Source organism: Mucilaginibacter rubeus (genome assembly GCF_014643835.1).
In the GTDB taxonomy this organism is placed as follows: domain Bacteria; phylum Bacteroidota; class Bacteroidia; order Sphingobacteriales; family Sphingobacteriaceae; genus Mucilaginibacter; species Mucilaginibacter rubeus.
The window spans coordinates 313201-337280 of record NZ_BMKD01000008.1; the positions used below are offsets into that span (position 1 = coordinate 313201).

The window sequence follows — 24080 nt, forward strand, 5'->3', positions numbered from 1 at the left end:
GTTATCCCAATTGTTAACCGATTGCCTGTCTGATCTTCTCGGCGGTAGTGTTAAATTGTTCGGGGGTGAATTTTTGTTTGGGGAGCGAAAAGTTAATGCTGCTCATATCATTCATGGGTATAAGATGGATATGCGCATGAGGCACATCAAGGCCCATAACTGCTACTCCAACCCGTGGGCAGGGAACAGCCTTTTTTAAACCGAGGGCTACTTTTTTGGCAAATACCTGCAAGCCTATATAAGTATCATCGTCCAAATCAAAAAGATAATCAACCTCCTTCTTTGGGATCACCAGCAGGTGACCTTCCGTAAGCGGAAAAATATCCAAAAAAGCCAGAAATTCATCGTTCTCGGCCACTTTATAAGCGGGAATCTCGCCTGCAACTATTTTTGAAAAGATGGTCATTATTGGTGAGTGGTTGATTATGTTGATTGGGTGAGTAGTTTGTTATGGCATTAATTAAAAGGGTGAGTAGTTAATAATTGATTACGATATCCGGAAAAACCATTCTCTTAATCAATTATTCACTGCTCACCCAATAAATTACCTGCTTATTTCCAGGATCTCGAATTCAATTTTACCTGCAGGTACGGTGATCTCGGTTTTTTCACCAACCTTTTTGCCAAGCAGGCCTTTAGCTATCGGCGACGCTACCGAGATTTTACCGGTTTTAAGATCGGCTTCACTCTCTGATACCAGCTGATAACTCATGGTAGCTCCATTTTTCAGATTCTTGATCTTTACTATCGACAATGCAAGCACCTTCGAAACGTCAAGTTTTGATTCATCAAGCAGGCGCGCATTGGCCAGTGTTTCCTGCATCTGGGCTATTTTGGCCTCATGTAAGCCCTGCGCTTCTTTAGCTGCATCGTATTCGGCATTTTCCGACAGATCGCCTTTGTCACGTGCCTCAGCAATAGCTTTTGATATATCGGCACGGCCGGTTGTTTTTAATCTCTGTAGTTCTTCTTTTAATTTCTCTAAACCATCTTTGGTATAGTATGATACCTCTGCCATAACGCAAAAATTAATTAATATTATTACTGTTAATCAACCAAAAAAAACCGCCCTTCCCTGTTTTAAGAAAGGACGCAATGCTTATAAAAGCAAACAAGACTATGTAAGCCCTCTGCTTACATAGTCTTGCGTTTTGGTAATTAACGAAGATAAGTGATTTAAGTTTTATTATCCAAATTTTTAAGAGGGGAATTTTTTTACATTATTCCGGGTTTATACCTTTTTGTTTTATGGTATCCACTAACATTTCAAGCCTGGCTGTCTCATCAGTTTATTAAGCGGGTGTTTAAGACTTCCCTACCTAAATGTATCTGGCAGCGTTTATTATCTGGGTCTTTACCTATGTATTACTTTCCGTTGGCCTTCTTCACCATAAAATCCAAAGCGGTTTTATCCGGCAAAGGTTTTGCGCCCGGCTTCTCACCCAATATCATTATTTTATGATCACTTGTTGTATAAGCCGGCCATGCAGGTACGCCTTTCCCGTTCGGGTTACCGGTTTTAACAAAATTAGCCCAGTAAGTGCTCATTGTATTGGCCAGTTGCTGATCGACAGGTTCCCATGGCCGGTTCAGGAATTTGAGGTTGTCATAGGCATAAGCAACCTCGCCGGTATGGAAAGCGCCGTATTTAACAAAATCGGCAGTGGCTGGCAGGCGGCGGGTAAAACGGTAAACATAGATTTTCGACTTCGCCTTTTTACTTTGCACATTGGCCCAGGTATAATTCTGCATCCCGAAGATCTGATCGCGGTTTATCCGGGTTTGGGAGGTCGCGGCTTCCTGGTCTGAACCCGCCGGGTATAGTTTTGAAAATGCATCAGCATCGGCACCATATTGGCTTTTTATCATCTTTTTATACTCTTCAGCAGTTTTTGGCGGACCTACAAAAGCGTCGTCTTCGTTCCAACCGGTAAGTACAGGCACATCGTTTTGTTTGTGCTCATTAAAAATATCAGCGATGGTTGCGGGTAAAACATAGCCGTCAATAACCGGGCGGCTTTGGCCTTTGCCAAGCAGTTGGGCGGCGGGTTTGCTCCTTAGTTCGGCAATGGTGCTTGCACCCAAGGCAGTCGCTGTTTTTACACCGGCTGCCTCTGCTTCCCGCAACCCACCAGATCCTTGCTGACTAATAAAACTGGCCCCGCTTTCGGCAATTGCACCCCTGAACAGCCCTTTACCTAATGGCGATGCCACCAAACAATTTACACTCATGGAACCTGCCGATTGCCCCGCTATGGTAACCTTATCCGGGTCTCCACCAAAAGCCGCGATATTCTTTTTCACCCATGTTAATGCAGCCAGCTGATCCATCAAACCATAATTTCCTGATGCATTATGCGGCGACTCCCGGGTTAATTCAGGATGCGCGAAGAAACCAAAAATCCCGACGCGGTAATTAATAACCACAAATATGATCCCCTTTTTAGCCATCGCCTCGCCATCATAAATTGGTACGCCTGCTCCGCCACTTACAAATCCACCGCCATAAATATAAACCAGCACAGGGCGTTTTTCTGACGGTGTTTTTGCGGCAGTCCATACATTAAGGTACAGGCAATCTTCGCTGATGGGCTCATAGGGATGAGGAACTCGCGCGTGTAAACACCAAAGGGGTCTGGTTTACTCTGCATTGGGCTGGCCGCAAAATCGGTGCATTTTTTAACATCCTCCCAGGGCTTTACCGGTTGCGGTTCCTTCCAGCGTAAATCACCAACCGGTGGCGCTGCAAAGGGAATACCTTTATAAATACGCACATCGCCCGCCTGGTTGGTTAAGCCTGATACTTTACCTGCATCAGTAGCAACAACATCAAGATTTTTATTTTGAGCGATGACAGAACAGCACAGCAGCAAAAGCGGCAATAAAAGGATGCGTTTCATTGATTATAGGTTTAATGATTGGTTTGCTAAACTTACAAAGTTTTGGGCATTTTGTAAACACAGCCCCACCCAAACCCTCCCCGGAAGGGAGGGCTTTAAAGTCTCCCCTTCCGGGGGAGATTTAGAGGGGGCTTCTGTAACAATCCCCTATAATTAACAAAAGCATCACATTGCATTTTAAATGCTTTGTTGATATTTGGCGAAATCAAAAATCTTTTTTCGCGATGAAGTTTAAACATCTGCTGCTTATTTCCCTCTCCTTCGCTACCGTTTCGGTATCGGCACAAAAAAAGAAAACTACGACAGCACCCGCTGCGTCTGCATCAATTCCTCGCCCAAAACTGGTTGTGGGTTTAGTAGTTGACCAAATGCGCTGGGATTACCTGTACCGCTACTATGACCGTTATCAAACCGGTGGCTTTAAGCGCATGCTTAATGAAGGCTTCACCTGCGAAAACACCAATATCGACTATATCCCAACGGTAACCGCTGCCGGCCATACTTGTATCTATACCGGATCTATCCCCGCCATACATGGTATAGTGGGTAATGATTTTATTATCCAGGCCACAGGCAAATCCATGTATTGTACCGACGACAGCACGGTTGTAGCTGTTGGCAGCACTTCAAAAGCAGGGCAAATGTCGCCCCGCAACTTGCTGGTTAGCACAATTACCGATGAATTGAGGCTGGCAACCAATTTTCGCTCAAAAGTTATCGGCATAGCATTAAAAGACCGCGGCGGGATCCTGCCAGCGGGTCACTCGGCTAACGCTGCTTACTGGTTTGATGATGCCAGCGGTAACTGGATCACCAGTACTTATTACATGAATGACCTGCCCGCCTGGGTTAAAACCTTCAACAATCAAAAAATTGCTGAAAAATACCTGAAGCAGGACTGGAACCCGTTATATCCTATTAATACGTATGTACAAAGCGCACCCGATAACAGCGATCGTTATGAAGGCAAATTTGCCGGTGCCGCTACACCTACCTTACCGGTTAAAACATCCGAACTTTATAAAGGCCGTATCGGCATGATCCGTTCTACTCCGTTCGGCAACACCATGACGCTCGACCTGGCTAAAGCTGCTATTGAGGGCGAAAAATTGGGCAAAAATACCGTACCCGACTTTTTAGCCGTGAGCCTTTCATCAACAGATTATGTTGGTCACCAGTTTGGCCCTAACTCGGTTGAGGTTGAAGATACTTATTTAAGGCTTGACCAGGACCTGGCCGCGTTTTTTAGTTATTTAGATGCAACTGTAGGTAAAGGCAATTATTCGGTTTTCCTGAGTGCTGACCATGGCGCTGCCCACAACCCTAACTTCTTGAAAGATCATAACATCCCGGCAGGTGTTTGGGATGAGGGAAAAGCTGCAAAAGAAATGAACACGATGATCAGCGATAAATACAAAGTGGATAACCTGATCATCAGTATGGATAATTATCAGGTTAATTTTAACAACGCGGCCCTTGCAAAAGCAGGCATTAACGAAGAGGCTATAAAGTTAGACTGTATCGAATACCTGAAGAAACAACCAGGCATTGCCTATGCAATTGACCTGCAAAAAATACAGGAAGCCAATATCCCCGATGAGCTGCGCAGTATGATCATTAACGGTTATAATGCCGAGCATAGCGGTGTTATCCAGATCATACTGAAACCGGCATGGTATACCGGTCATGGCACTAATGATCGCGGCCCAACCGGTACTACACACGGTACCTGGAACCCTTACGATTCGCATATCCCATTGGTATTTATGGGCTGGGGCATTAAGCACGGCAGTTTGACCCGTCAAACACATATGACAGATATTTCGGCTACTGTAGCATCGCTACTGCATATCCAGGCTCCTGATGGCTGTGTAGGTAAAGCTATCGGCGAAGCACTGAAAAACTAAGTCTGAAGTCAGGAAAGTCCGAAAGTTTACAACACAAAACTTTCGGACTTTTCGGTTAATAATTAAAAACTTTCCGATTTTAGGGCTTGACCGAATTCGGACTTATAAAATGAAAAAATACATTTCTAAATTTCATTATCTTACACATGACCTGCCTGATTTTAGCCACGTACAACAAGTGCAGATAGCTTGCGGCGCGGGTGCAAACTGGATACAATACCGTTGCCTTACCAAACCCGAAGATGAGCTGATTGATGAGATAAACGAAATAGCCGAAATTTGCGACGAATGGGGCGCGACCCTTATCATCGCTAATCATTACGACTTGCTTGACCGGGTTGATGCGCAGGGTGTGCATATAGATGATAGTGATGCCGATCTGGCTAGTATCCGCAAGATTATCGGCCCGGATAAAACTCTTGGGGTATCAGCAGCAGGTGCTGATGAATTATTGAAAATACAAAGTACCGGAGTGGTTGATTATTATGTTTACGGGCCATTTGCAGCCACTAATACAGAGGAGCCTGTTGGGCATCACCCGCTTGGTTTTAACGGATATCGCCAACTGGAGAAACTGGGCATCAGTATCCCGGTGATAGCAGCAGGTGGCATCCAGCCGGATGATGTTGAGCCCTTGCTTCAAACAGGCATCGACGGTATTGCGATATCATCGGCCATAAATCTTGTAGCTGACCCGGCTGAAAGGGTTAAGGAGTTTTATAAAAGGGTATATTGATAATCACTGGTTCTAAATAAACCTTGTCATTTTTAAATGAGGAGTGAGGAGAAATCTCCTATGATGAAAATCTGCTACAGAAAGGCAAAAAGTCCTAAAAAGCGTGGTAATAGATTATATAAAGTTATAATATATAAATGACTAAGCAAACCGTGAGCATGTTTTCTTAATTTTCCTTTGCAGATCAGAAGAGGAAACAGGCTCTGCTGGGGAGCAACCTGCCAGCAATATGATCTAATCTCGCCCACGCCGGGAATTGTCCTGATCAGGGCTATTCTTTCCTTATAACGCGCCTGCCTGGACAAAATACGCACCTGCCTGGTGGCGGCCAATACCATGCTCCTGGCCTGTAGGTAACCCTGAAGTTTAAGGTCAAGGGCTGTCCTTGCCGAAGGACTCAATGACAGATTTTTAAGCCAGTTGGTAAAATTATTTGACCAATAACGGCCCTCTGATTCACCGAACGTTATCCCCTGGAAGTGAAGCCAACCCTGGATCCTGTTTTTATATCTCGTCTGATCTTTTACCGTTTGATTGTATGTGCGAATAATATCCCGGTCATCCTGTTGTTCAATACAGGGAATAAAAATACCGGTAAGGTCTCCTTTACTTAGTGACTGACTTAATTTCCGGCAATCAACGGTGTCTGATTTACGCTGTTTTTCCTTACCTGTCGTGGGTACATCGGCCGGGTTTACAACGATGCAGTTAAATCCCTGCATTACTAAATTCCCGCTGATGACTGAAACCGCAAAATCCGGCTTCATAAACTACGTGGTAGTCCGCTGATGGGTAATTACGCTTAAGATAAGTACTTAATTCTCCCGCCGATGGGTTCTGCGAAAACGTCCTGAGTTCCATTTGTTCACTACGGATGCTTACCTTCCAGGATTTCTTATGGACATCTATCCCCGCAAAAATCTTTTGCCCGCTAAAATCTAATTGTGTAACTTGTTGCATGAGTTCTTGATTTAAAGTGTTTGTTCTTAGTTGTTTACTTTAATCTACAACCTTTTTTTCAAGAACTCTTCTTTAACTGTTTCATGCATACGATCTTATACGACTTGGCGTGCAGTTGTGCATGACGCAGAAGATTTCTCTTTCGCCCCGGCACGCTATCTGTTCTTCCCGCTTTATCGGGATGACATCAGTTCTAAAAATATTATTCTACCGTCATAAAACTTTGATTTGGTTTCAGCAATCAATAAAAACCCCATCTTTATATTTTCATTTAATATTCATCTGTTCCATCTACATTAGCAATGTCATCACATCATATAGTTCGCGAAAAACAGGAACCAGCTTTATTAGTTTTAAGCATGGATACTTTTGATGAGGAAATGCTGGGGCAGTTGCTGGAGTGGAGCCCGACCGTGATCTGCTCTACCGGTACCGCCGAAAAGTTGGATGCATCAGGGATTAAAATCGACTGGATAATAAGTGATGGTGATTCGGGTGATTTACAGTCGGACGTGAAGGTGATGCCTTCGGGAGGTGACAATGCGGCAGGTGCAGCTTTAAAATACCTGATAACGCATAATTACCCGGCGGTTAATGTAATTACCGATGTGCTGGACCTGAAAGATTTTTTGTTTTATGCTGATAAAATAAACCTGGTGATTTTTAGGGAACGGCAAAAGATCTACCCGGTTAATTCGGGCTTCAGTAAGTGGAAACCTGCAGGTGAGTTCATTGAAGTACTTTCGCATCCGTCGGGCTTACAAATAAGCGGGCTTGAAGCCACAAGCACTAATAGGTATAAAACCACCCACGATGGTTTTTTTACCCTGCAGTTTGAGCAACCTTTTTTGTTTATTGCCGAGGATATAGCGTAGCGAAAACAATAACCGGTACGTATAGCTGGTATTGGTTCGCTTTTTGAGTGAAAAATAATTAAAAACGCGTTAAACCGTTTAAACATTTAATAGTCTATATATTTATATCAGCAAAAAATACCATGCTGATCTGTTAAAAAATCTTTCATCATGAAAAGGACATATAAAAATCTATTAACAATTGCATTGGGGGGCTTATTGAGCTTATCCCTGGCATTCAATGCTGATGCACAACGTGGCGGCGGTTCTCGTGGCGGCGGTGGCGGAGGAGGCGGTGGTTCAAGACCGTCAGGCGGTGGTGGCGGAGGCGGTAGTTTTTCCCGTCCTTCCGGTGGTAGTTTTTCCCGCCCCTCAACTTCATTTAATGGTAGCACACGCGGCGCTATCGCGGCTCCACAACGGAGCTATGGAACTGACTCTCGCGGCAGCATAGGTGCTCCTCAACAACGCAGTTATGGTGGTCGTGATTACGCAATAAGGCCAAATGGCACATCCGTAGCACCCCAGCGTAGCTATGGTAGCACCGGTCGTACCGTATACAATGGTAACCGCAGCTATACTACTGTAGACAGGCGCGTTTATAATGGCGGTCGCGGTACTTATTACAGAGGTGGTTCATATGCATACGGTGGTCGCAGGGTTTATCCCGGTACTTACCATTACGGTGGCCGCGGGGGGTATTTTGGCAGTCACTACTATTATCCATACCGTAACTACTATAATTCATTCTATTATCCGCGGTTAGGTTTTAGCATAGGTTTCTTGCCATATGGTTACTATCCTTTCTGGTGGGGCGATTACCAATATTTTTACAGCGATGGCTTGTACTACCGTCAATACAATGACCAGTATACCGTTGTTGAACCACCGATAGGGGCCGAGATTAAAACCCTGCCTTCAGGTGCCGAATCTATCATGATCAATGGCGAACAGTACTATGAGTTAAACGGTGTTTACTACCAGCCATATACCAAAGATGACGGCTCAACTGTTTACGTTATTGCAGGTAAAGATGGCCAATTAAATACCGATCAGGGCAACGGCGATGGCAGCAGTGTTGACCAGGGCCCGCAAATTGGCGACATTGTAACTCAATTGCCACCGGATTGCCGCAAGATCAAGATCAATGGTGAAAAGCTGTTTGTATCCCCTGATGGTTATTACTACCAGGAAACTCAGGATGACGGCAATAAAGCTTACAAAATTGTAGGCACCCCATCTGATGATCCTGAAAATAACGACAGCGATCAAAACCCTAACCAACAGTAATTAATAAAAATTCAATATATATATTAGGGCCGCTTCCATTTTGGAAGCGGCCTTTTTTGATTCTTGCGGAATCTGAACCGAATAATTCAAATTAATTCAAACTTTTTTTAATTACAAAGGGTAGTATATTAAGTAATAATTAAAATCTGCCATTATGCAAAATCATGATCACCGCGTTATAATTCAAAAATTATTGGATTGCGCTTTAGCTTGCGAACATTGTGCTACTGCATGCCTGCACGAAGAGGATGTTAAAATGATGGCCGGCTGCATTAGTCTTGACCGGGACTGCGCTGACATATGTATCCAGGGAGCCCGCTTATTGCAAAGAGATTCAGTTATTGCCCACCAATACCTGGTTTTATGCGAGGAGATCTGTCGCCTTTGCGCTGCGGAGTGCGGTAAGCATCAGCACGATCATTGCCAGGAATGTGCCAAAGCCTGTATTGATTGCGCGGAGGCCTGCCACGCACATCACGAGCCAATTACACAGGATTGAGGTAATTACATTTAGTTCCCGTTTGAGAATAGTCGTCAAAAAGCGGGAGGGTCGTGCGATTCCCCCTCGAGAGGGGGGAGGGGTGTGTCTCTGCGTTAGAGTTAGTCGAAGAAACACACCCCTGCCATCGCTCTGTCCTTCACGCCCCTCTCAAGAGGGGATTTAAAAATCTCTTTATTATCCGCAACGCTCACTATTTTACTAATTTTTTTAGGATTTAGCGTTTTCTTTTCTGAATTTTACTTTTATGAATAACCTCCCGCCATTAGCCGAACGTATGCGCCCCAAATCGCTTGATGATTATGTTGGGCAAAAACACCTTGTTGGGCCGGGAGCAGTGCTGCGTAAAGCTATCGAGTCGGGTTCATTGCCGTCGATGATATTTTGGGGGCCGCCGGGTGTGGGTAAAACTACTTTGGCTTATATTATTTCGCAATCATTGTTTCGTCCGTTTTTCGCTTTGAGTGCTATTAATTCGGGCGTGAAAGATGTAAGGGAGGTGATAGAAAAGGCATCACTGTTAAAAAAACAGGGCGAGGTACTGCCGATATTATTTATTGATGAAATTCATCGTTTTTCCAAATCGCAACAGGATTCATTGTTAGGCGCTGTAGAGCGGGGCATTGTTACGTTAATAGGCGCTACTACCGAAAACCCATCTTTCGAAGTGATCTCGGCTTTGCTGTCGCGTTGCCAGGTTTATATTTTACAGCCGCTGTCTGAGACTGATCTCATCGACCTCCTGAACAAGGCGATGAAAGAGGATGTGGTTTTGCAGGGTAAAAACATCACCATCAAAGATCATGAGGCTTTGCTGCGCCTTTCGGGAGGCGATGCCCGAAAGCTGCTCAATATTTTCGAGCTGCTGGTAAACGCTTTTGACACGCCTGAGATAGTACTGACCGATGAAGTTGTGCTGGAGCACGTACAGCAAAACATGGCACTATATGATAAAACCGGCGAGCAGCACTATGATATCATTTCGGCCTTTATCAAATCCATGCGGGGCTCTGATCCTAACGGTGCTGTTTACTGGCTGGCGCGCATGATAGTTGGCGGCGAAGACCCGCTTTTCATAGCCCGGCGCATGCTGATCCTGGCATCCGAAGATATTGGCAACGCCAACCCAAACGCATTACTACTTGCGCAAAGCTGCTTTGAGGCTGTAAATAAAATAGGGATGCCCGAATCGCAACTGATATTATCGCAAACGGCTATTTACCTGGCAACATCGCCCAAAAGTAATTCGGCCACTACGGCTATTGGTGCGGCCATAGCATTGGTGCGTCAAACCGGCGATTTACCGGTGCCGCTGCACTTACGTAACGCCCCAACCAAATTCATGAAAAACATTGGCTACGGCAAGGATTACAAATATGCCCATAGCTACGAAGGTAATTTTACCGATCTTGATTTTCTGCCGGATGCTATCCGCGGAACAAAAATTTACGACCCCGGTAACAATGCGCGCGAAAACGAATCAAAAGAAAAGTTAAGAAAACTTTGGGGCGACAGGTATAAATACTAACTTAAGTTTCGCGTTATAGAGCCTGTTAATTAATATCATATAATGATTTGACCAATATTAATTAATTTATAGCTTTAGGCTTTATGCATTTTGCTTTTATATAAAACCTATACCTTAACTCTTAACTGTCTATACTTATGATCACTACCTTTCTCGGGCACGAACTTAAAGCTTTCTGGCGGTCAAAAAATACAGGTAAAAGTATTGCTATCCGTGTGGTAATGGCCTTACTTATCCTTTATCTTTTTGGATGTATCTTGCTTGCCGGTTTGTTTTTGAATGAAATTTTGGGGCAGGTTTTTCCGCATGATGACATAGTGGTTTCTTTTTGCGGTATCATCCTGCTTTATTTTTTGTTTGACCTCATGATGCGCATGCAATTGCAGGAACTGCCTACGTTAAGAGTGCAACCATATCTTCATTTACCTATAAAAAGGAATACGGTGGTCGGCTATCTGGCCTTTACGGCCATGCTTTCGGTTTTTAACCTGTGGCCCATTATACTTTTTGTACCTTTTATTTTAAAAGTGATCCTTACCGATTCGGGTGCTTTGCCTGCGCTCGTTTTTATATTGGCTATTATCGGCTTCATGCTTTTCAATAATTACATGGCCTTGTTTATTAAACGTAAGGCCAATCTTAATGGCTGGGTCTTCCTGGTTTTCGCAGCGGCTCTCATCCTTATTATTACCGGCGATTTCAGGTTTCATCTGTATTCGGTGCGTAATATTTCCTATCTGTATTTCGGCCATTTGCTCACTAAACCGGTATTGGTATTACTGCCTGTTGTGCTTGCTGCAACCATGTACTACATCAATTTTGCCTACTTAAAACAAAACCTGTACCTCGAAGAGCTGAGTTCGCGCAAGGCATCGGCTTATAAAAGCAGTACGGAGTTTCCGCTGTTAAACAGGTTTGGTAAGGTTGGCGACCTTGCCGCAAACGAGCTGAAACTGATCTTCCGTAATAAGCGGCCACGATCGGCATTGGTTATGGGGTTGTTCTTTATGTTTTACGGGCTCATATTTTATACCAACAGCCATTACGGACAAACCTGGTACATTTTTGTGGGCATGTTCATGACGGGTATTTTTATTATCAGTTATGGGCAGTTCATGTATAGCTGGCAAGGCGCTCATTTTGATGGCCTGTTGGTAAGCAAGATCAATTTCCGCGATTTTTTAAAGGCAAAATACCTGCTATTTACTATGGTATCAACCGTGGCTTTTATATTGACTACGCCTTATGCTTATTTTGGCTGGCGCATTGTTTTGGTACATTTTGTAATGTACCTGTGGAACATCGGCGTCAACACAACCATTGTGCTGTTTTTTGCTAACCGCAATGCCAAACGGATAGATCTGTCAAAAGGCGCGTCGTTTAATTGGGAAGGGGTGGGGGCAACGCAAATGCTTATTTCGTTTCCCTTGATGATAACGCCGTATATCATTTATCTTCCCTTCTCACTGTTCAAACACGCCGACGTCGGCCTGGCCATGCTGGCTGGTACCGGGATCATATTCATCTTAACCCGCGATTTTTGGGTTAAAAAACTGGAAGAGGATTTTATACAAAAACGTTACACCGTTGCCGAAGGCTTCAGAAATAAATAATTCTATGATTGAAGTAAGAAATTTAAAAAAGGTTTATAACGGGATTACCGTTGTGGATGTACCCGCCCTGCAAATTAACAAAGGCGAAAGCGTTGGCCTTGTAGGTAATAACGGCGCTGGTAAAACCACACTATTCCGGATGGTGCTCGACCTCATTCGCGCCGAAAGCGGCGAGATTTTATCCAACGATGAAACTGTAGCTGGTCATGAGAAGTGGAAAGATTACACCGCTGCTTATCTCGACGAAGGTTTCCTGATAGATTACCTTACACCTGAAGAGTATTTTTATTTTATAGGAGGGCTACATAGTCATAACCGCACATATGTTGACGAGGTGTTGGTTGGCCTGACCGATTTTTTTAATGGCGAGATCCTGAAGAAAGGGAAGTACATCCGCGACCTGTCAAAAGGTAACCAATGCAAAGTTGGTGTAGCGGCCTGCCTGTTGCAGGAACCTCAATTGCTGATGCTGGACGAGCCCTTTGCCAATATCGACCCAAGCACCCAGTTTAGGCTTAAAAATCTGCTGAAAGATCTGAACAGGAATAAAGGTGTAACTACCATAGTATCCAGCCATGATCTTAACCACATTACCGATGTATGCGACCGGATTCTGCTGATGGAAAAAGGCGTGATCATTAAAGATATTGCAACCAGCTCATCAACGTTAAATGAGTTGGAAGCGTACTTTGGCGTTGAGGTCGCCCCTCCTGCCCATTAAAAGGGTGACTACCTTCAAGCCCCTTTTTAAGCATAAACAAAAAAAGCATTGCCGACAGCAATGCTTTTTTTGTTTAAAATCTTCTTTTGAAAAGCGTGCGTGCATACAAGCACTTCCTTTAGGGGGCTGGAGGAGCTTGTATTAGATCATCAGTCAGCTTCTCAAACTCGTTGATAAACTCTGTATAATGCTCCCCCGTTCCCGGACCACTAAAACCAGTATGGATTTTTTGTACGTCGCCGTTTTTATCGATAATAATGGTGGTAGGGAAACCAACCACTTTGGATAACATAGGCAGGCTTTGAGCGGTTTGTTTTTTATCGCTGGTATAGCCGGTCACCAACAATGAGTAAGGTACTTTAAACCTGTCTTTTACTTGCTGCAGCGCTTTCTTTGATTTTTCAAAATCGGTGGTGCGTTCATAAGCCAGGCCAATTACCTCAACACCTTTATCGTGATATTTGTTATAGTAGTTGACCATATAAGCAGTTTCGTCCATGCAGTTTGGGCACCATGAGCCCAATATCTGCACAATTACCACTTTGTTTCTGAACCTGGCATCCTCAAGCGAAACAGTTTTGCCATCAAGGTCCTTAAAGCTGAAAGCTATTTTTTTATACCCCGGTTTTAATGAAGTGAGTGAATATGCATCTGGAAGTTTGGCGTTTTCATCCTTTACAGCGGTCCAGGATTGAACTGCCGAATATCCGGCGTAAAATTTACCGTCGGTAATGGCTTTATCATTGCCGATAGTAGCAGTAAAAGTATAGGCATGACCGCCGTCGAAAGTAGAGAGGTAAAGTTTATTACCACTTACCGAGCCTTCTAAATAACGGTAATCACCGGTGGTGGTTAAGAAAGTACCTGTAAGTTTATTACCGTCCTGCTTAAACTCGCCAACGGTGGTATCGCGGCCCTCGCCCTCACCAAACACTGCCGACCAGCGGCCTCCGATATTAAACGCCGGTTGTTCAGTATTCTTAAAAAAGCGCCATGAAGTATTAGGCCTGGCGCTGAACGGAACAAGGAGATCATTATCCGCCAGGTGCCTTACCCAGTTGCCGTTAAGGCTATCTCCGTTAAGTTTCAGCTTAAATTCTGAATTGAACAGCGGCATATGGATAAAAACAGAATCGCCTTTGGTAGCAACATCTGTTACCTTGAAATGCTCGGCACCGTTAATGATAGCTAATTGTTGTTTGCTCCCGCTATTGTTGACCTCGAAATTAAAAGGGATTTCGGTGCCTGATTTAGTTTTAAGTGCACCGCGCCACACACCTGTTTTTAGTTTGGTTTGAGCAAAGCCGGTTTGCAGAAATAGTAATCCGCAAATACCAGCTATAATATTTTTGAAAGTCATACTTAAATATATAGTCTACTTAATCTATATACTTTCAAAGGTATAAAAACAGCGCCGTTATTTCAACAATCCGCGCGAAATGACAATTCTTTGAATTTCAGATGTTCCTTCATAGATCTGAGTTATTTTGGCATCCCGCATCAGGCGTTCAACGTGATATTCTTTCACATAACCGTACCCGCCATGAATCTGCACCGCTTCGGTGGTGGTGCGCATAGCTACTTCAGATGCATACAGTTTTGCCATTGAGGATGCCTGGGCATAGGGTTTTCCATGATCTTTAAACCACGCTGCTTTAAGGCACATCAAACGGGCTGCCTCAATTTCAGTAGCCATATCGGCCAGCTTAAATTGGATAGCCTGGTGGTCGGCAAGCGATTTACCAAAAGTTTTGCGCTCCTTAGCGTATTGCACTGCAAGTTCGTAAGCACCTGAAGCAATACCTAAAGCCTGCGAAGCAATACCTATACGGCCACCATCCAGTACGTTCATGGCAAACTTAAACCCAAAGCCGTCTTCGCCAATGCGGTTCTCTTTAGGCACTTTAACATCGGCAAACATCAGCGAGTGGGTATCCGAGCCGCGGATGCCCATCTTGTTCTCTTTAGGGCCAACAGTAAAGCCCGCCATTCCTTTTTCAACAATAAAAGCGTTGATACCATGGTGTTTTTTTTCGGCATTGGTTTGTGCTATTACAATATAGGTAGATGCGCTGCCTCCGTTGGTGATCCAGTTCTTAGTACCATTAAGCAGGTAATGATCGCCCATATCAATTGCTGTAGTGGTTTGTGATGTAGCATCAGAGCCGGCTTCCGGCTCCGAAAGACAGAACGCGCCAATGCATTCGCCTTTGGCCAGCGGTACCAGATATTTTTGCTTCTGTTCTTCGCTGCCATATTTCTCCAATCCATAGCATACCAGCGAATTATTCACTGAAACAATTACTGATGTGGATGCGTCAATCTTTGAAAGTTCCTCCATCACCAGCACATATGATATGGCATCCATGCCAGCGCCGCCATATTGCGGAGATACCATCATGCCCAGGAAACCCAGTTCACCAAGTTTCTTAACCTGGGCAGCAGGGAATTTTTGCTGTTCGTCGCGTTCAATAACACCTGGCTTCAATTCTGTTTGCGCAAAATCACGCGCAGCCTGGCGAATCATTTTTTGTTCTTCGGTCAGTTCAAAATACATGGTATAATTAAAAGCATAAATATATAAAAATTACTATGCATGCATAGTAATTTTTATAAACAAAAAAAGAGAGCTTTTTTTGAAGCTCCCTTTCCCCTAATTAATTTAAACTATTGATTAAACCCAAAACAAAGAACAAAAAATCTCAACTTGGGCGTCTGAGAATTCAATTTAATTTTTCACAGGTAGATGTTACTAAATCTTTTATTTTTTCACAGATGATACAGGGCGAATATCTATATACAAATCCTTTGCCATAATTATAAAATTGTGGCATTAATATTTCATGTTTAAACGTTAGTTGCTCATTTTTATAAAAGAATAATATCTGTATATAAAATGTAATGGTGTTATTTTATATTTAGCTTGCACAAAAAATACAATGTATCATATTAGCCGATCCAGTCATGCTTTTAACTGATTTTGAATACCTTAACGACACTAATAGCGCATTTAAACGCAAAGTTGCCTTACAGATTAAAACTTTACGCAAGCAAAATCAGGTTACCCAGGAGAAGTTTTTTAACGAAACGCACATAAATATTGCCCGGCTCGAATCTGGTATTATTGATATCAGGTTGGAAACACTTCGTAAAATTTGTTATTATTTTAACGTTTCCTTAGCAGGTTTTTTCCAGGAGATATAATAAATTATCATATTTTAAAAAATAAGCTGTCCTAAATTCTATTTTACCATACAGTTGTTGTATTTTAATTCATACACACACCTAAAAAATGAACAGAAAAACCCAATCCTTATCCATAGTTGCCGCCGCGCTTGGCACCTTACTTAGTGCCTGTAGCCAAACCGACAAAACAAAAGCTTACGAAGCCGGCGACCCAGTGATCCATAATATGGATACCACCGTAAAACCGGGCGATGACTTCTTTAAATATGCCAACGGAACCTGGCTTCGCAAAAATCCTATTCCGGCGGCGTACGCTGCCTGGGGCATCGGCAATGTTGTGCAGGAAGAGTTGCGCGACAAGATGAAAAAGATCAACGAGGATGCGCTTAAGGCTAATGCTCCGAAGGGCAGCAACACCCAAAAAATAGGCGATTTTTATTTCAGCGGGATGGATACCGTTAACATCGAAAAACAGGGGCTTGCACCTCTGAAAGATGAACTGGATAAAATTGACAGGATAACGGATATCAAAAGCCTGGTTGAGGAGTTTGCACACTTACAACGGATTGGCGTTACGCAGCCTATCGGCGCTTATGTTGGGCAAGATGCTAAGAACAGTGCAAAGATGGCTTTGGGTTTATACCAGTCGGGCATTGGTATGCCAAACCGCGATTACTACTTTAATAAAGATGAGCATAGCGCAGCCATCCGTACCGACTATCAAAATAATTACCTGCCCGCCATATTCAAACTGGCAGGCCTGCCTGTCGATAAAGCAATTGCCGGCGCTAAGAAAACTTATTCGCTGGAAACTTTCCTGGCTGATAGCAGCCGGAAACTGGAGGACCTGCGCGATCCTTATCATAACTATAACAAAATGCCACTTGCCGCGCTGAGCAAGCTGGCCCCGGATATTGACTGGAAACCCACTTTTGAAAAGATGGACTACAAAAATGCGGATACCGTAATTGTAGGACAGCCTGAGTATTACAGGGCGCTTAATAAAGCACTAAAAACTTTTACTATAGATGACTGGAAGAATTACCTGCGCAAGAACCTGGTCACTGCTTTTGGGCCATACCTGAGCAAACCGTTTGATCAGGAGGTGTTTCGGTTTTATGATAAGGTGATTTATGGCAGTACGGCCCAACTTCCACGCTGGAAAAGGGTGTTGGATACTGAAAACGGTTTGATGGGCGAGGTATTAGGACAAATCTTCGTAAAAGAATATTTCCCCGAGAAAACAAAAGAGCGCTATGTGAAATTGGTTGAAGAAATGCGCGCCAGCTTTAAAGAGCATATTGAAAAGCTGGATTGGATGAGCCCCGAAACCAAGGAGAAAGCTTACTACAAATTATCAAAAGTTGTCCCTAAAGTTGGTTACCCGGATAAATGGAAGGATTTTTCAACTCTGGAAATTAACCGGGGCCCTTACGCCCTCAACGTATTACGGGCAAACGAGTGGTGGCATAATTTCAGCGCGGCTAAATTAGGCAAACCTGTCGACCGTACTGAATGGGACATCACGCCTCAAACCTATAATGCTTACTATAACCCATCAAACAACGAGATTGTATTGCCTGCCGGCATTTTTACCATTCCCGGCTACAAGGATGAGAATATTGATGATGCCGTCATTTACGGTTATGCTGCCGCTTCAACTATTGGCCATGAAATGACCCACGGTTTTGATGACCAGGGCAGGCAGTTTGATGCTGCCGGAAACCTTAAAGCCTGGTGGAAACCGCAGGATTCGGTAAAATTTAGTCAGCGTGCCAAAATGCTTATCGACCAGTTTAATGGTTACAGCATTTATGGTTTGCATGTAAATGGCAAAGCCACTCAGGGGGAAAATATTGCCGATCTCGGCGGAATAGTAATAGGTCTTGACGCGTTCAAAAAAACACAGCAATATAGAGAGGGTAAACTCATTAACGGGTTAACACCCTTACAGCGTTATTTTTTAGGATACTCATTAGGCTGGCTTACGCAAGACAGGAAAGAATCACTTTCGAGCCAGATCCTAACCAATGAACATGCGCCCGGTTTTATGCGTGTTAACGGGCCGTTTACCGATGTGCCTGAATTTTACGAAGCCTTTCATATTAAGAAAGGTGATAAAATGTGGATAGATCCGGATAAACGGGTGAAGATATGGTAGGGTAGCGCGGTAACGATGTGGTTGGCCGTTATATGGTCACCTTTTAGTGTGTTAAAAACAGACACGAAGCAAATCCAAATCATACAGGGCGACTGTAAATCGGGATTGCTTCGTGTCTTATAGTTGCAATGACTGTAAGTTGTTAATTGTCAAGTATAAGCATATTAACTCCCTTTTTTTAGGGTTGTCCTGGGGCTGCTCCTCATGACGTCCTAACGGTTCCCTACAATATAAACTTCGTGCTCAGGAAATTGGAATCATTGTCATTTACAATTTCATTGATGATGTTTTTGTTGGTTTCGGTCATTTTAGTGGTAACTAATGAGCGGATTGAGAACGACCTTAAGGCATCATGTACCGAAAGTGTACCCTCGGCACTGTCCTTGCGCCCGGTGAACGGAAATACATCCGGACCGCGCTGGCACTGACTGTTAATGTTTACACGGCTTACTAAATTCACAAAGGGATCGATCAGTGACGAAATTTCCCTCGCATCATTACTGAAAATACTCACCTGCATACCATGTGGCGAATCTATCTGGTAAGTGATCGGCTCCTCAATATCTTCAAACGGAATCACTGGGATCACCGGTCCAAATTGTTCTTCGCGGTACAGTTTCATGTTTTCATTAACCGGGTAAACTATGGCCGGGAAAAAGAACGAAGCCGATGTTTCACCTCCGTTTTCGTTAATCACTTTTGCGCCGTTAGCTACGGCGTCATTTACAATATCGGTAAGGTAAGCCGGTTTATGAGGTTCGGGGAGCGGGGTAAGTTTTACATCCTTTTCCCAGGGCAGTCCGAATTTAAGTTTGGCAACGGCTTCGCTTAATAGCTTTAAAAACTCATCGGCAACGGCTTTATGTACAAATATCACTTTAATAGCGGTACAACGCTGGCCATTAAATGACAGCGAGCCTAAAATACACTCGCTTACAGCCTGCTGCAGGTCGGCATGTTTGGTGACTATGGCTGCGTTCTTGGCGTCCAGACTTAAAACAGCTCTTAAGCGATTAATTTTAGGGTGACGCTTTTTCAAATCATTTGCTACTTTGCTTGAGCCAATGAAAGCCAGCACATTCACCTTGCCCGATGACATCAGCCCGGGTGTTACCACTGCGCCCCTGCCATAAATGGTGTTCACCACTCCTTTAGGGAATGATTCCTGGAAGGCTTTTAGCAATGGATAATGCAGCAGTGTACCGTGTTTAGGCGGTTTAAATAAAATGGTGTTCCCCATGATCAGCGCGGGGATCAACGTAGTGAAAGTTTCGTTTAACGGGTAATTAAACGGCCCCATGCAAAGCACTACTCCCAGGGGCGAACGACGGATCTGGGCCACCAGCCCCTCGGCCATTTCAAAGCGTGACGACTGGCGGTCAATATCTTTTAACGCGTCGATGGTGGCATTGATGTATTCAATAGTACGGTCAAATTCTTTAGCCGAATCAGCGTATGATTTGCCTATTTCCCACATCAGCAGTTTTACCACCAGCGTACGTTGTTCGCTCATTTTGTAAATAAAGCGCTCCATACATTTAATACGGTCGGCAATGCTCATGGTGGGCCATTCGCCGCGGCCATTGTCATAGGCTTCAAGGGCGGCATCCAGAGCTTCAAAAGCTTCTTTTTCGGTGCAAACCGGGTAGGTACCTATGAGCTTACGGGTAAAAGTACCGTCTTCCGCCCAAAAACCAACAGGTGAGTAAACTTCACTTACTTCGCCGTTCCATAGTTTCATTTCGCCACCGCTCAGGTATTCGCGCTGGTGTACTTCTTCAATCTGAAATTCGGGGGGAATATTATTTTCATCAATAAAAATTGAACTGAGCTGGGTTTTAAAACTCATATTTTTTCAAGGGTTTGATTTCCCTAAGATAAAAAAAGCCTGCTTTAACAAGCAAGCTTTATGTGTTATAATGTTTACTGATTTTTAATAGCCGAAGGCATTATTGATGATCCGATCCGCCTTCGTGGAAGAATTACCCTTTTGAAACGCCTTTGATTCCCGGTTTCCTGCTTCTTATCAAAATCCTGGTTTAGGGAAGTTAACGCCACCCGCGGCAAGCTCTTTAAGCATTTGTTCCTGAAGGTTTATTTTAGCATTGAGGAAATCGGCAGGATCAACCCAAACATTAATGGTAAACCTTACACAATCGTTATCCAGGCTGATAACGCCCACCCGCGCGGCCGGGTCATGAAGGATATCTTTATTGGCATTTACTACGCCTGTCATGATGGCCTTCGCCTTTTCTATATCATTGTTATAACCTACCCGCAATTCAAAATCAAGACGGCGGCGGCCTTCGCGCGTTATGTTTACAATAACTTCATTAAACAGCTTTCCGTTAGGGATAATGACGGTTTTGTTATCGGCAGTAATAAGTACAGTATAAAACATCTGTATAGATACCACCCTGCCATCCTGACCCTGGGCAACAATACTGTCGTCTATTTCAAAAGGTTTTAACAATAGTATCAGTACGCCACCTGCAAAGTTTTGAAAGGTACCCGATAGGGCCAAACCGGCCGCTACTGAAAATGCACCGATGATGGTAGTGAAGATACTCATCTCCAGCCCTATGATGTTCATTACCCAAATAATGAGTAAAACATATAAAGCTGTAATGGTTAGGCTTAAGAAAAATGGCTGTAGTGATGAATGAATGCCACGCTTCATCATACGCATGCGCAGCCTTGCACGCAAAAACTTAATAAACCATAAACCAATAAAAAATATGATTAGTCCACCTACATAATTAGGGCCGCGGTTAATAAGCCAATGGTGGAACTCAGTGTAAAATTCGTCCAGTTTCATAACTGGGCGCAAAGTTAATAATTATCTATTAACTGTACAGGGAAACGAAGAGCTCGGGGCCCTTAAACAACACCCACTCAACCAGTGTGCTTTGTATTTGTTTTGTTTTTTGAGATAGACGTTTCATGACCTGCATTATTCAAATCCTGTGCCTGATTAGTGCTGTATCAGATTTGTTATGCAAAACTACGTATTACGACGCCCCGCGAAGTTGAAAATTAATCAAATGATTAATTAATGACCATTGAATTACCTTAGGATGACTATAAAGCCTCTTTTAAAGCACAAAACCCTGTATGCTTTTGCATACAGGGTTTTGAAAGTATATAAGTTTCTATACACCCCTTCAGGGGCTTGGCGACTCTTACATCATGCCGCCCATGCCGCCGCCCATTGGTGGAGCGCCTGCTTTTTCATCTTCAGGATCATCAGCCAATACAACTTCGGTAGTTAATAACATGGAAGCGATTGAAGCTGCATTTTCTAAAGCAACGCGGCTTACTTTAGTTGGGTCGATAACGCCTGCAGCAATCAGGTTTTCGTATTTATCAGTACGTGCGTTGTAACCAAAGTCGGCAGTGCCTTCTTTAACTTTTTGCACAATGATTGAACCTTCGATACCAGCGTTTTCGCAGATCTGACGTAAAGGCTCTTCGATAGCGCGACGGATGATCTGGATACCAGTGTTTTCATCTTCGTTATCACCTTTAAGATCGGCTAAAGCAGCAACAGCACGGATGAAAGCAACACCACCACCAGCTACGATACCTTCTTCAACAGCGGCACGTGTAGCGTGTAAAGCGTCGTCAACACGGTCTTTTTTCTCTTTCATTTCAACTTCGGTAGCAGCACCTACGTAAAGTACAGCAACACCGCCAGATAATTTAGCTAAGCGCTCTTGTAATTTTTCACGGTCGTAATCAGAAGTTGTTGATTCGATCTGAGATTTGATCTGGCTTACGCGGCCTTTGATCTCTTCTGCAGAACCTGAACCATTGATGATAGTAGTATTATCTTTGTCGATAACGATTTTCTCAGCAGTACCTAAGTAGCTAAGGTCAGCGTTTTCTAATTTGTAACCTCTTTCTTCAGAGATCAAAGTACCACCGGTAAGGATAGCGATATCCTCTAACATAGCCTTACGACGGTCGCCGAAGCCCGGAGCTTTAACAGCAGCAACTTTCAGTGAACCACGAATTTTGTTAACTACCAAAGTAGCTAAAGCTTCGCCGTCAAGATCTTCAGCAATGATCAGTAATGGTTTGCCAGTTTGTACTTGTTTTTCAAGGATGGGAAGCAATTCTTTCATTGAAGAGATCTTTTTGTCGTAGATCAGGATGAAAGGGTTTTCTAATTCAGCTTCCATTTTGTCAGCGTTGGTTACGAAGTAAGGAGAAAGGTAACCACGGTCAAACTGCATACCTTCTACAGTTTTAACTTCAGTTTCAGTACCTTTTGCTTCTTCAACAGTGATTACACCATCTTTACCAACTTTTTCCATTGCTTCAGCAATTAATGAACCGATAACCTCGTCGTTATTTGCAGAGATAGAAGCAACTTGTTTGATTTTGTTATTGTCTTCGCCAACAGTTTGTGACTGTGATTTCAGATTTTCAACAACGGAGGCAACAGCTTTGTCGATACCGCGTTTCAAATCCATTGGGTTTGCACCGGCAGCTACGTTTTTAATACCTGCAGTTACGATAGCCTGAGCTAATACAGTAGCGGTAGTAGTACCATCACCTGCAATATCGGCAGTTTTTGAAGCAACTTCTTTTACCATTTGTGCGCCCATGTTTTCAAGGGCGTCTTTTAATTCAATTTCTTTAGCAACAGTAACACCGTCTTTGGTGATGGCCGGTGAGCCAAATTTTTTGTCGATGATTACGTTACGGCCTTTAGGGCCTAAGGTTACTTTTACTGCGTTAGCAAGGATATCAACACCGCGTTTCAGGGCGTCGCGTGCTTCAACATTGTATTTAACTTGTTTTGCCATGATGTTTTTAAGATTTGAGATCTGAGATTTGAGACATGAGATAAGCTCAGTCCAAATTCAAATCAATTTAATTTTTTAGGTTTTGACATAAGTATTTGAGGTTATTTTATCTCAAATCTTATATCTAATGTCTCACGTCTATTATTACAGTACTGCGTATATGTCTGATTCACGCATAATTAAGTACTCTTTACCTTCATAGGTAATTTCAGTACCTGCATATTTACCATATAAAACCTGGTCACCAACTTGTACGGTTAAAGGCTCATCAACTTTTCCCTGTCCAACAGCAACGATGGTTCCACGTTGAGGTTTTTCTTTGGCAGTATCAGGAATGAAGATACCTGAAGCGGTTTTCTCTTCGGCTGCTGCAGCTTCCACTACAACCCTATCGCCGATCGGTTTAATGTTTAATGACATAGTTATAACTGTTTATTTTATTTAAGTTTTTCAGCCCGATGTGCAACATCAATTATGCCAAGCGGGTATTATGGCAAGTATTGACAGGCTAAACTGTTTTAATGTCAGCAAAAGGTTATTTGCGTTTTGCAGCTTAACAATTTTTTAACCCGATGGTGTCAGGTTGTCAGTATGACTTAGGGATGACGGTAGGGGGATGATGCTTTAAAAAAAATGTCATTTCGATTGAGCAGCTGGGCATCGGCGCTGGGGCGAAAGAGAAATCTTATACGCCCTGTAGAGTCGTACACACGTTTTAGAACAAGGCGTATAAGATCGTATGCATGAAACAGTTAAAGAAGAGTTCTTGAAAAAAAGGTTGTAGGTTAAAGTAAACAACTAAGAACAAACACTTTAAATCAAGAACTCATGCAACAAGTTACACAATTAGATTTTAGCGGGCAAAAGATTTTTGCGGGGATAGATGTCCATAAGAAATCCTGGAAGGTAAG

22 protein-coding genes are annotated in these 24080 nt (G+C 43.4%); 10 read left to right on the forward strand and 12 right to left on the reverse strand.

The window, feature by feature from the left end; all coding sequences use genetic code 11:
• Nucleotides 1-13 precede the first annotated feature (13 nt).
• The 4 genes from IEX80_RS23730 to IEX80_RS27950 form a co-directional block, all read right to left on the reverse strand.
• The gene (locus IEX80_RS23730; RefSeq protein ID WP_188834380.1) at nucleotides 14-409 is read right to left on the reverse strand and encodes an HIT family protein; all 396 of its coding nucleotides are present in this window, start codon (nucleotides 407-409) and stop codon (nucleotides 14-16) included.
• A gap of 135 nt (nucleotides 410-544) precedes the next feature.
• Complete coding sequence (greA, locus tag IEX80_RS23735; protein ID WP_090530524.1) at nucleotides 545-1018, reverse strand: transcription elongation factor GreA; 474 nt, start codon at nucleotides 1016-1018, stop codon at nucleotides 545-547.
• Between the two features lie 347 nt (nucleotides 1019-1365).
• Complete coding sequence (locus IEX80_RS23740; protein WP_308421707.1) at nucleotides 1366-2589, reverse strand: carboxylesterase/lipase family protein; 1224 nt, start codon at nucleotides 2587-2589, stop codon at nucleotides 1366-1368.
• A complete protein-coding gene (locus tag IEX80_RS27950) occupies nucleotides 2490-2900 on the reverse strand; it encodes a carboxylesterase family protein (protein WP_262892463.1) in 411 nt (136 codons plus the stop codon). Before IEX80_RS27950 ends, IEX80_RS23740 begins: the two co-directional genes overlap by 100 nt.
• Before the next feature lie 224 nt (nucleotides 2901-3124).
• Between IEX80_RS27950 and pafA the strand changes: the two genes are divergently transcribed.
• Nucleotides 3125-4807 carry an alkaline phosphatase PafA gene (gene pafA / locus IEX80_RS23745; protein ID WP_188834361.1) on the forward strand — a complete coding sequence of 561 codons (1683 nt, stop codon included), beginning with the start codon at nucleotides 3125-3127 and terminating at the stop codon, nucleotides 4805-4807.
• A gap of 109 nt (nucleotides 4808-4916) precedes the next feature.
• A complete protein-coding gene (locus tag IEX80_RS23750; protein WP_090530515.1) occupies nucleotides 4917-5543 on the forward strand; it encodes a thiamine phosphate synthase in 627 nt (208 codons plus the stop codon).
• Between the two features lie 74 nt (nucleotides 5544-5617).
• Here IEX80_RS23750 and IEX80_RS23755 read toward each other — a convergent pair whose 3' ends face one another.
• Together IEX80_RS23755 and IEX80_RS23760 are read right to left on the reverse strand one after the other, a co-directional pair.
• Nucleotides 5618-6265 carry a hypothetical protein gene (locus IEX80_RS23755; protein WP_188834362.1) on the reverse strand — a complete coding sequence of 216 codons (648 nt, stop codon included), beginning with the start codon at nucleotides 6263-6265 and terminating at the stop codon, nucleotides 5618-5620.
• Complete coding sequence (locus IEX80_RS23760; protein WP_188834363.1) at nucleotides 6252-6503, reverse strand: hypothetical protein; 252 nt, start codon at nucleotides 6501-6503, stop codon at nucleotides 6252-6254. Before IEX80_RS23760 ends, IEX80_RS23755 begins: the two co-directional genes overlap by 14 nt.
• 302 nt (nucleotides 6504-6805) lie before the next feature.
• On the opposite strand from IEX80_RS23760, the gene IEX80_RS23765 reads away from it, so the two are divergent.
• The 6 genes from IEX80_RS23765 (at nucleotide 6806) to IEX80_RS23790 (ending at nucleotide 13008) form a co-directional block, all read left to right on the forward strand.
• Nucleotides 6806-7378: a hypothetical protein gene (locus IEX80_RS23765; RefSeq protein ID WP_090530509.1), complete on the forward strand. Its 573-nt coding sequence runs from the start codon at nucleotides 6806-6808 to the stop codon at nucleotides 7376-7378.
• A gap of 150 nt (nucleotides 7379-7528) precedes the next feature.
• Entirely contained in the window at nucleotides 7529-8647 is a 1119-nt protein-coding gene (locus IEX80_RS23770; RefSeq protein ID WP_175490031.1) for a DUF6515 family protein, read from the forward strand.
• A 154-nt stretch (nucleotides 8648-8801) separates the two neighbouring features.
• Nucleotides 8802-9146, forward strand: a complete 345-nt coding sequence (locus IEX80_RS23775; protein WP_188834364.1) for a four-helix bundle copper-binding protein — start codon at nucleotides 8802-8804, stop codon at nucleotides 9144-9146.
• Between the two features lie 247 nt (nucleotides 9147-9393).
• A complete protein-coding gene (locus tag IEX80_RS23780) occupies nucleotides 9394-10674 on the forward strand; it encodes a replication-associated recombination protein A (protein ID WP_188834365.1) in 1281 nt (426 codons plus the stop codon).
• A 137-nt stretch (nucleotides 10675-10811) separates the two neighbouring features.
• The gene (locus IEX80_RS23785; RefSeq protein WP_188834366.1) at nucleotides 10812-12287 is read left to right on the forward strand and encodes a DUF5687 family protein; all 1476 of its coding nucleotides are present in this window, start codon (nucleotides 10812-10814) and stop codon (nucleotides 12285-12287) included.
• Between the two features lie 4 nt (nucleotides 12288-12291).
• On the forward strand, nucleotides 12292-13008 hold the full coding sequence (locus tag IEX80_RS23790; RefSeq protein ID WP_188834367.1) for an ABC transporter ATP-binding protein: 717 nt from the start codon (nucleotides 12292-12294) through the stop codon (nucleotides 13006-13008).
• 118 nt (nucleotides 13009-13126) lie between these two features.
• On the opposite strand, the gene IEX80_RS23795 is transcribed toward IEX80_RS23790, so the two are convergent.
• Together IEX80_RS23795 and IEX80_RS23800 are read right to left on the reverse strand one after the other, a co-directional pair.
• The gene (locus tag IEX80_RS23795; protein ID WP_188834368.1) at nucleotides 13127-14368 is read right to left on the reverse strand and encodes a peroxiredoxin family protein; all 1242 of its coding nucleotides are present in this window, start codon (nucleotides 14366-14368) and stop codon (nucleotides 13127-13129) included.
• A 57-nt stretch (nucleotides 14369-14425) separates the two neighbouring features.
• Nucleotides 14426-15565, reverse strand: a complete 1140-nt coding sequence (locus tag IEX80_RS23800; RefSeq protein WP_188834369.1) for an acyl-CoA dehydrogenase — start codon at nucleotides 15563-15565, stop codon at nucleotides 14426-14428.
• Between the two features lie 407 nt (nucleotides 15566-15972).
• Between IEX80_RS23800 and IEX80_RS23805 the strand changes: the two genes are divergently transcribed.
• Nucleotides 15973-16212 carry a helix-turn-helix domain-containing protein gene (locus IEX80_RS23805; RefSeq protein WP_090530481.1) on the forward strand — a complete coding sequence of 80 codons (240 nt, stop codon included), beginning with the start codon at nucleotides 15973-15975 and terminating at the stop codon, nucleotides 16210-16212.
• Between the two features lie 88 nt (nucleotides 16213-16300).
• On the forward strand, nucleotides 16301-18355 hold the full coding sequence (locus IEX80_RS23810; protein WP_188834370.1) for a M13 family metallopeptidase: 2055 nt from the start codon (nucleotides 16301-16303) through the stop codon (nucleotides 18353-18355).
• A gap of 223 nt (nucleotides 18356-18578) precedes the next feature.
• Here the strand turns inward: IEX80_RS23810 and IEX80_RS23815 are convergent, their stop codons facing one another.
• The 4 genes from IEX80_RS23815 to groES form a co-directional block, all read right to left on the reverse strand.
• Nucleotides 18579-20204: an NADP-dependent glyceraldehyde-3-phosphate dehydrogenase gene (locus IEX80_RS23815; protein WP_188834371.1), complete on the reverse strand. Its 1626-nt coding sequence runs from the start codon at nucleotides 20202-20204 to the stop codon at nucleotides 18579-18581.
• Nucleotides 20205-20381: 177 nt separating this feature from the next.
• Nucleotides 20382-21173 carry a mechanosensitive ion channel family protein gene (locus IEX80_RS23820; protein ID WP_090530472.1) on the reverse strand — a complete coding sequence of 264 codons (792 nt, stop codon included), beginning with the start codon at nucleotides 21171-21173 and terminating at the stop codon, nucleotides 20382-20384.
• Between the two features lie 364 nt (nucleotides 21174-21537).
• Nucleotides 21538-23169: a chaperonin GroEL gene (groL, locus tag IEX80_RS23825; RefSeq protein WP_090530469.1), complete on the reverse strand. Its 1632-nt coding sequence runs from the start codon at nucleotides 23167-23169 to the stop codon at nucleotides 21538-21540.
• 144 nt (nucleotides 23170-23313) lie between these two features.
• Complete coding sequence (gene groES, locus IEX80_RS23830) at nucleotides 23314-23589, reverse strand: co-chaperone GroES (RefSeq protein WP_090530466.1); 276 nt, start codon at nucleotides 23587-23589, stop codon at nucleotides 23314-23316.
• Nucleotides 23590-24080 lie beyond the last annotated feature (491 nt).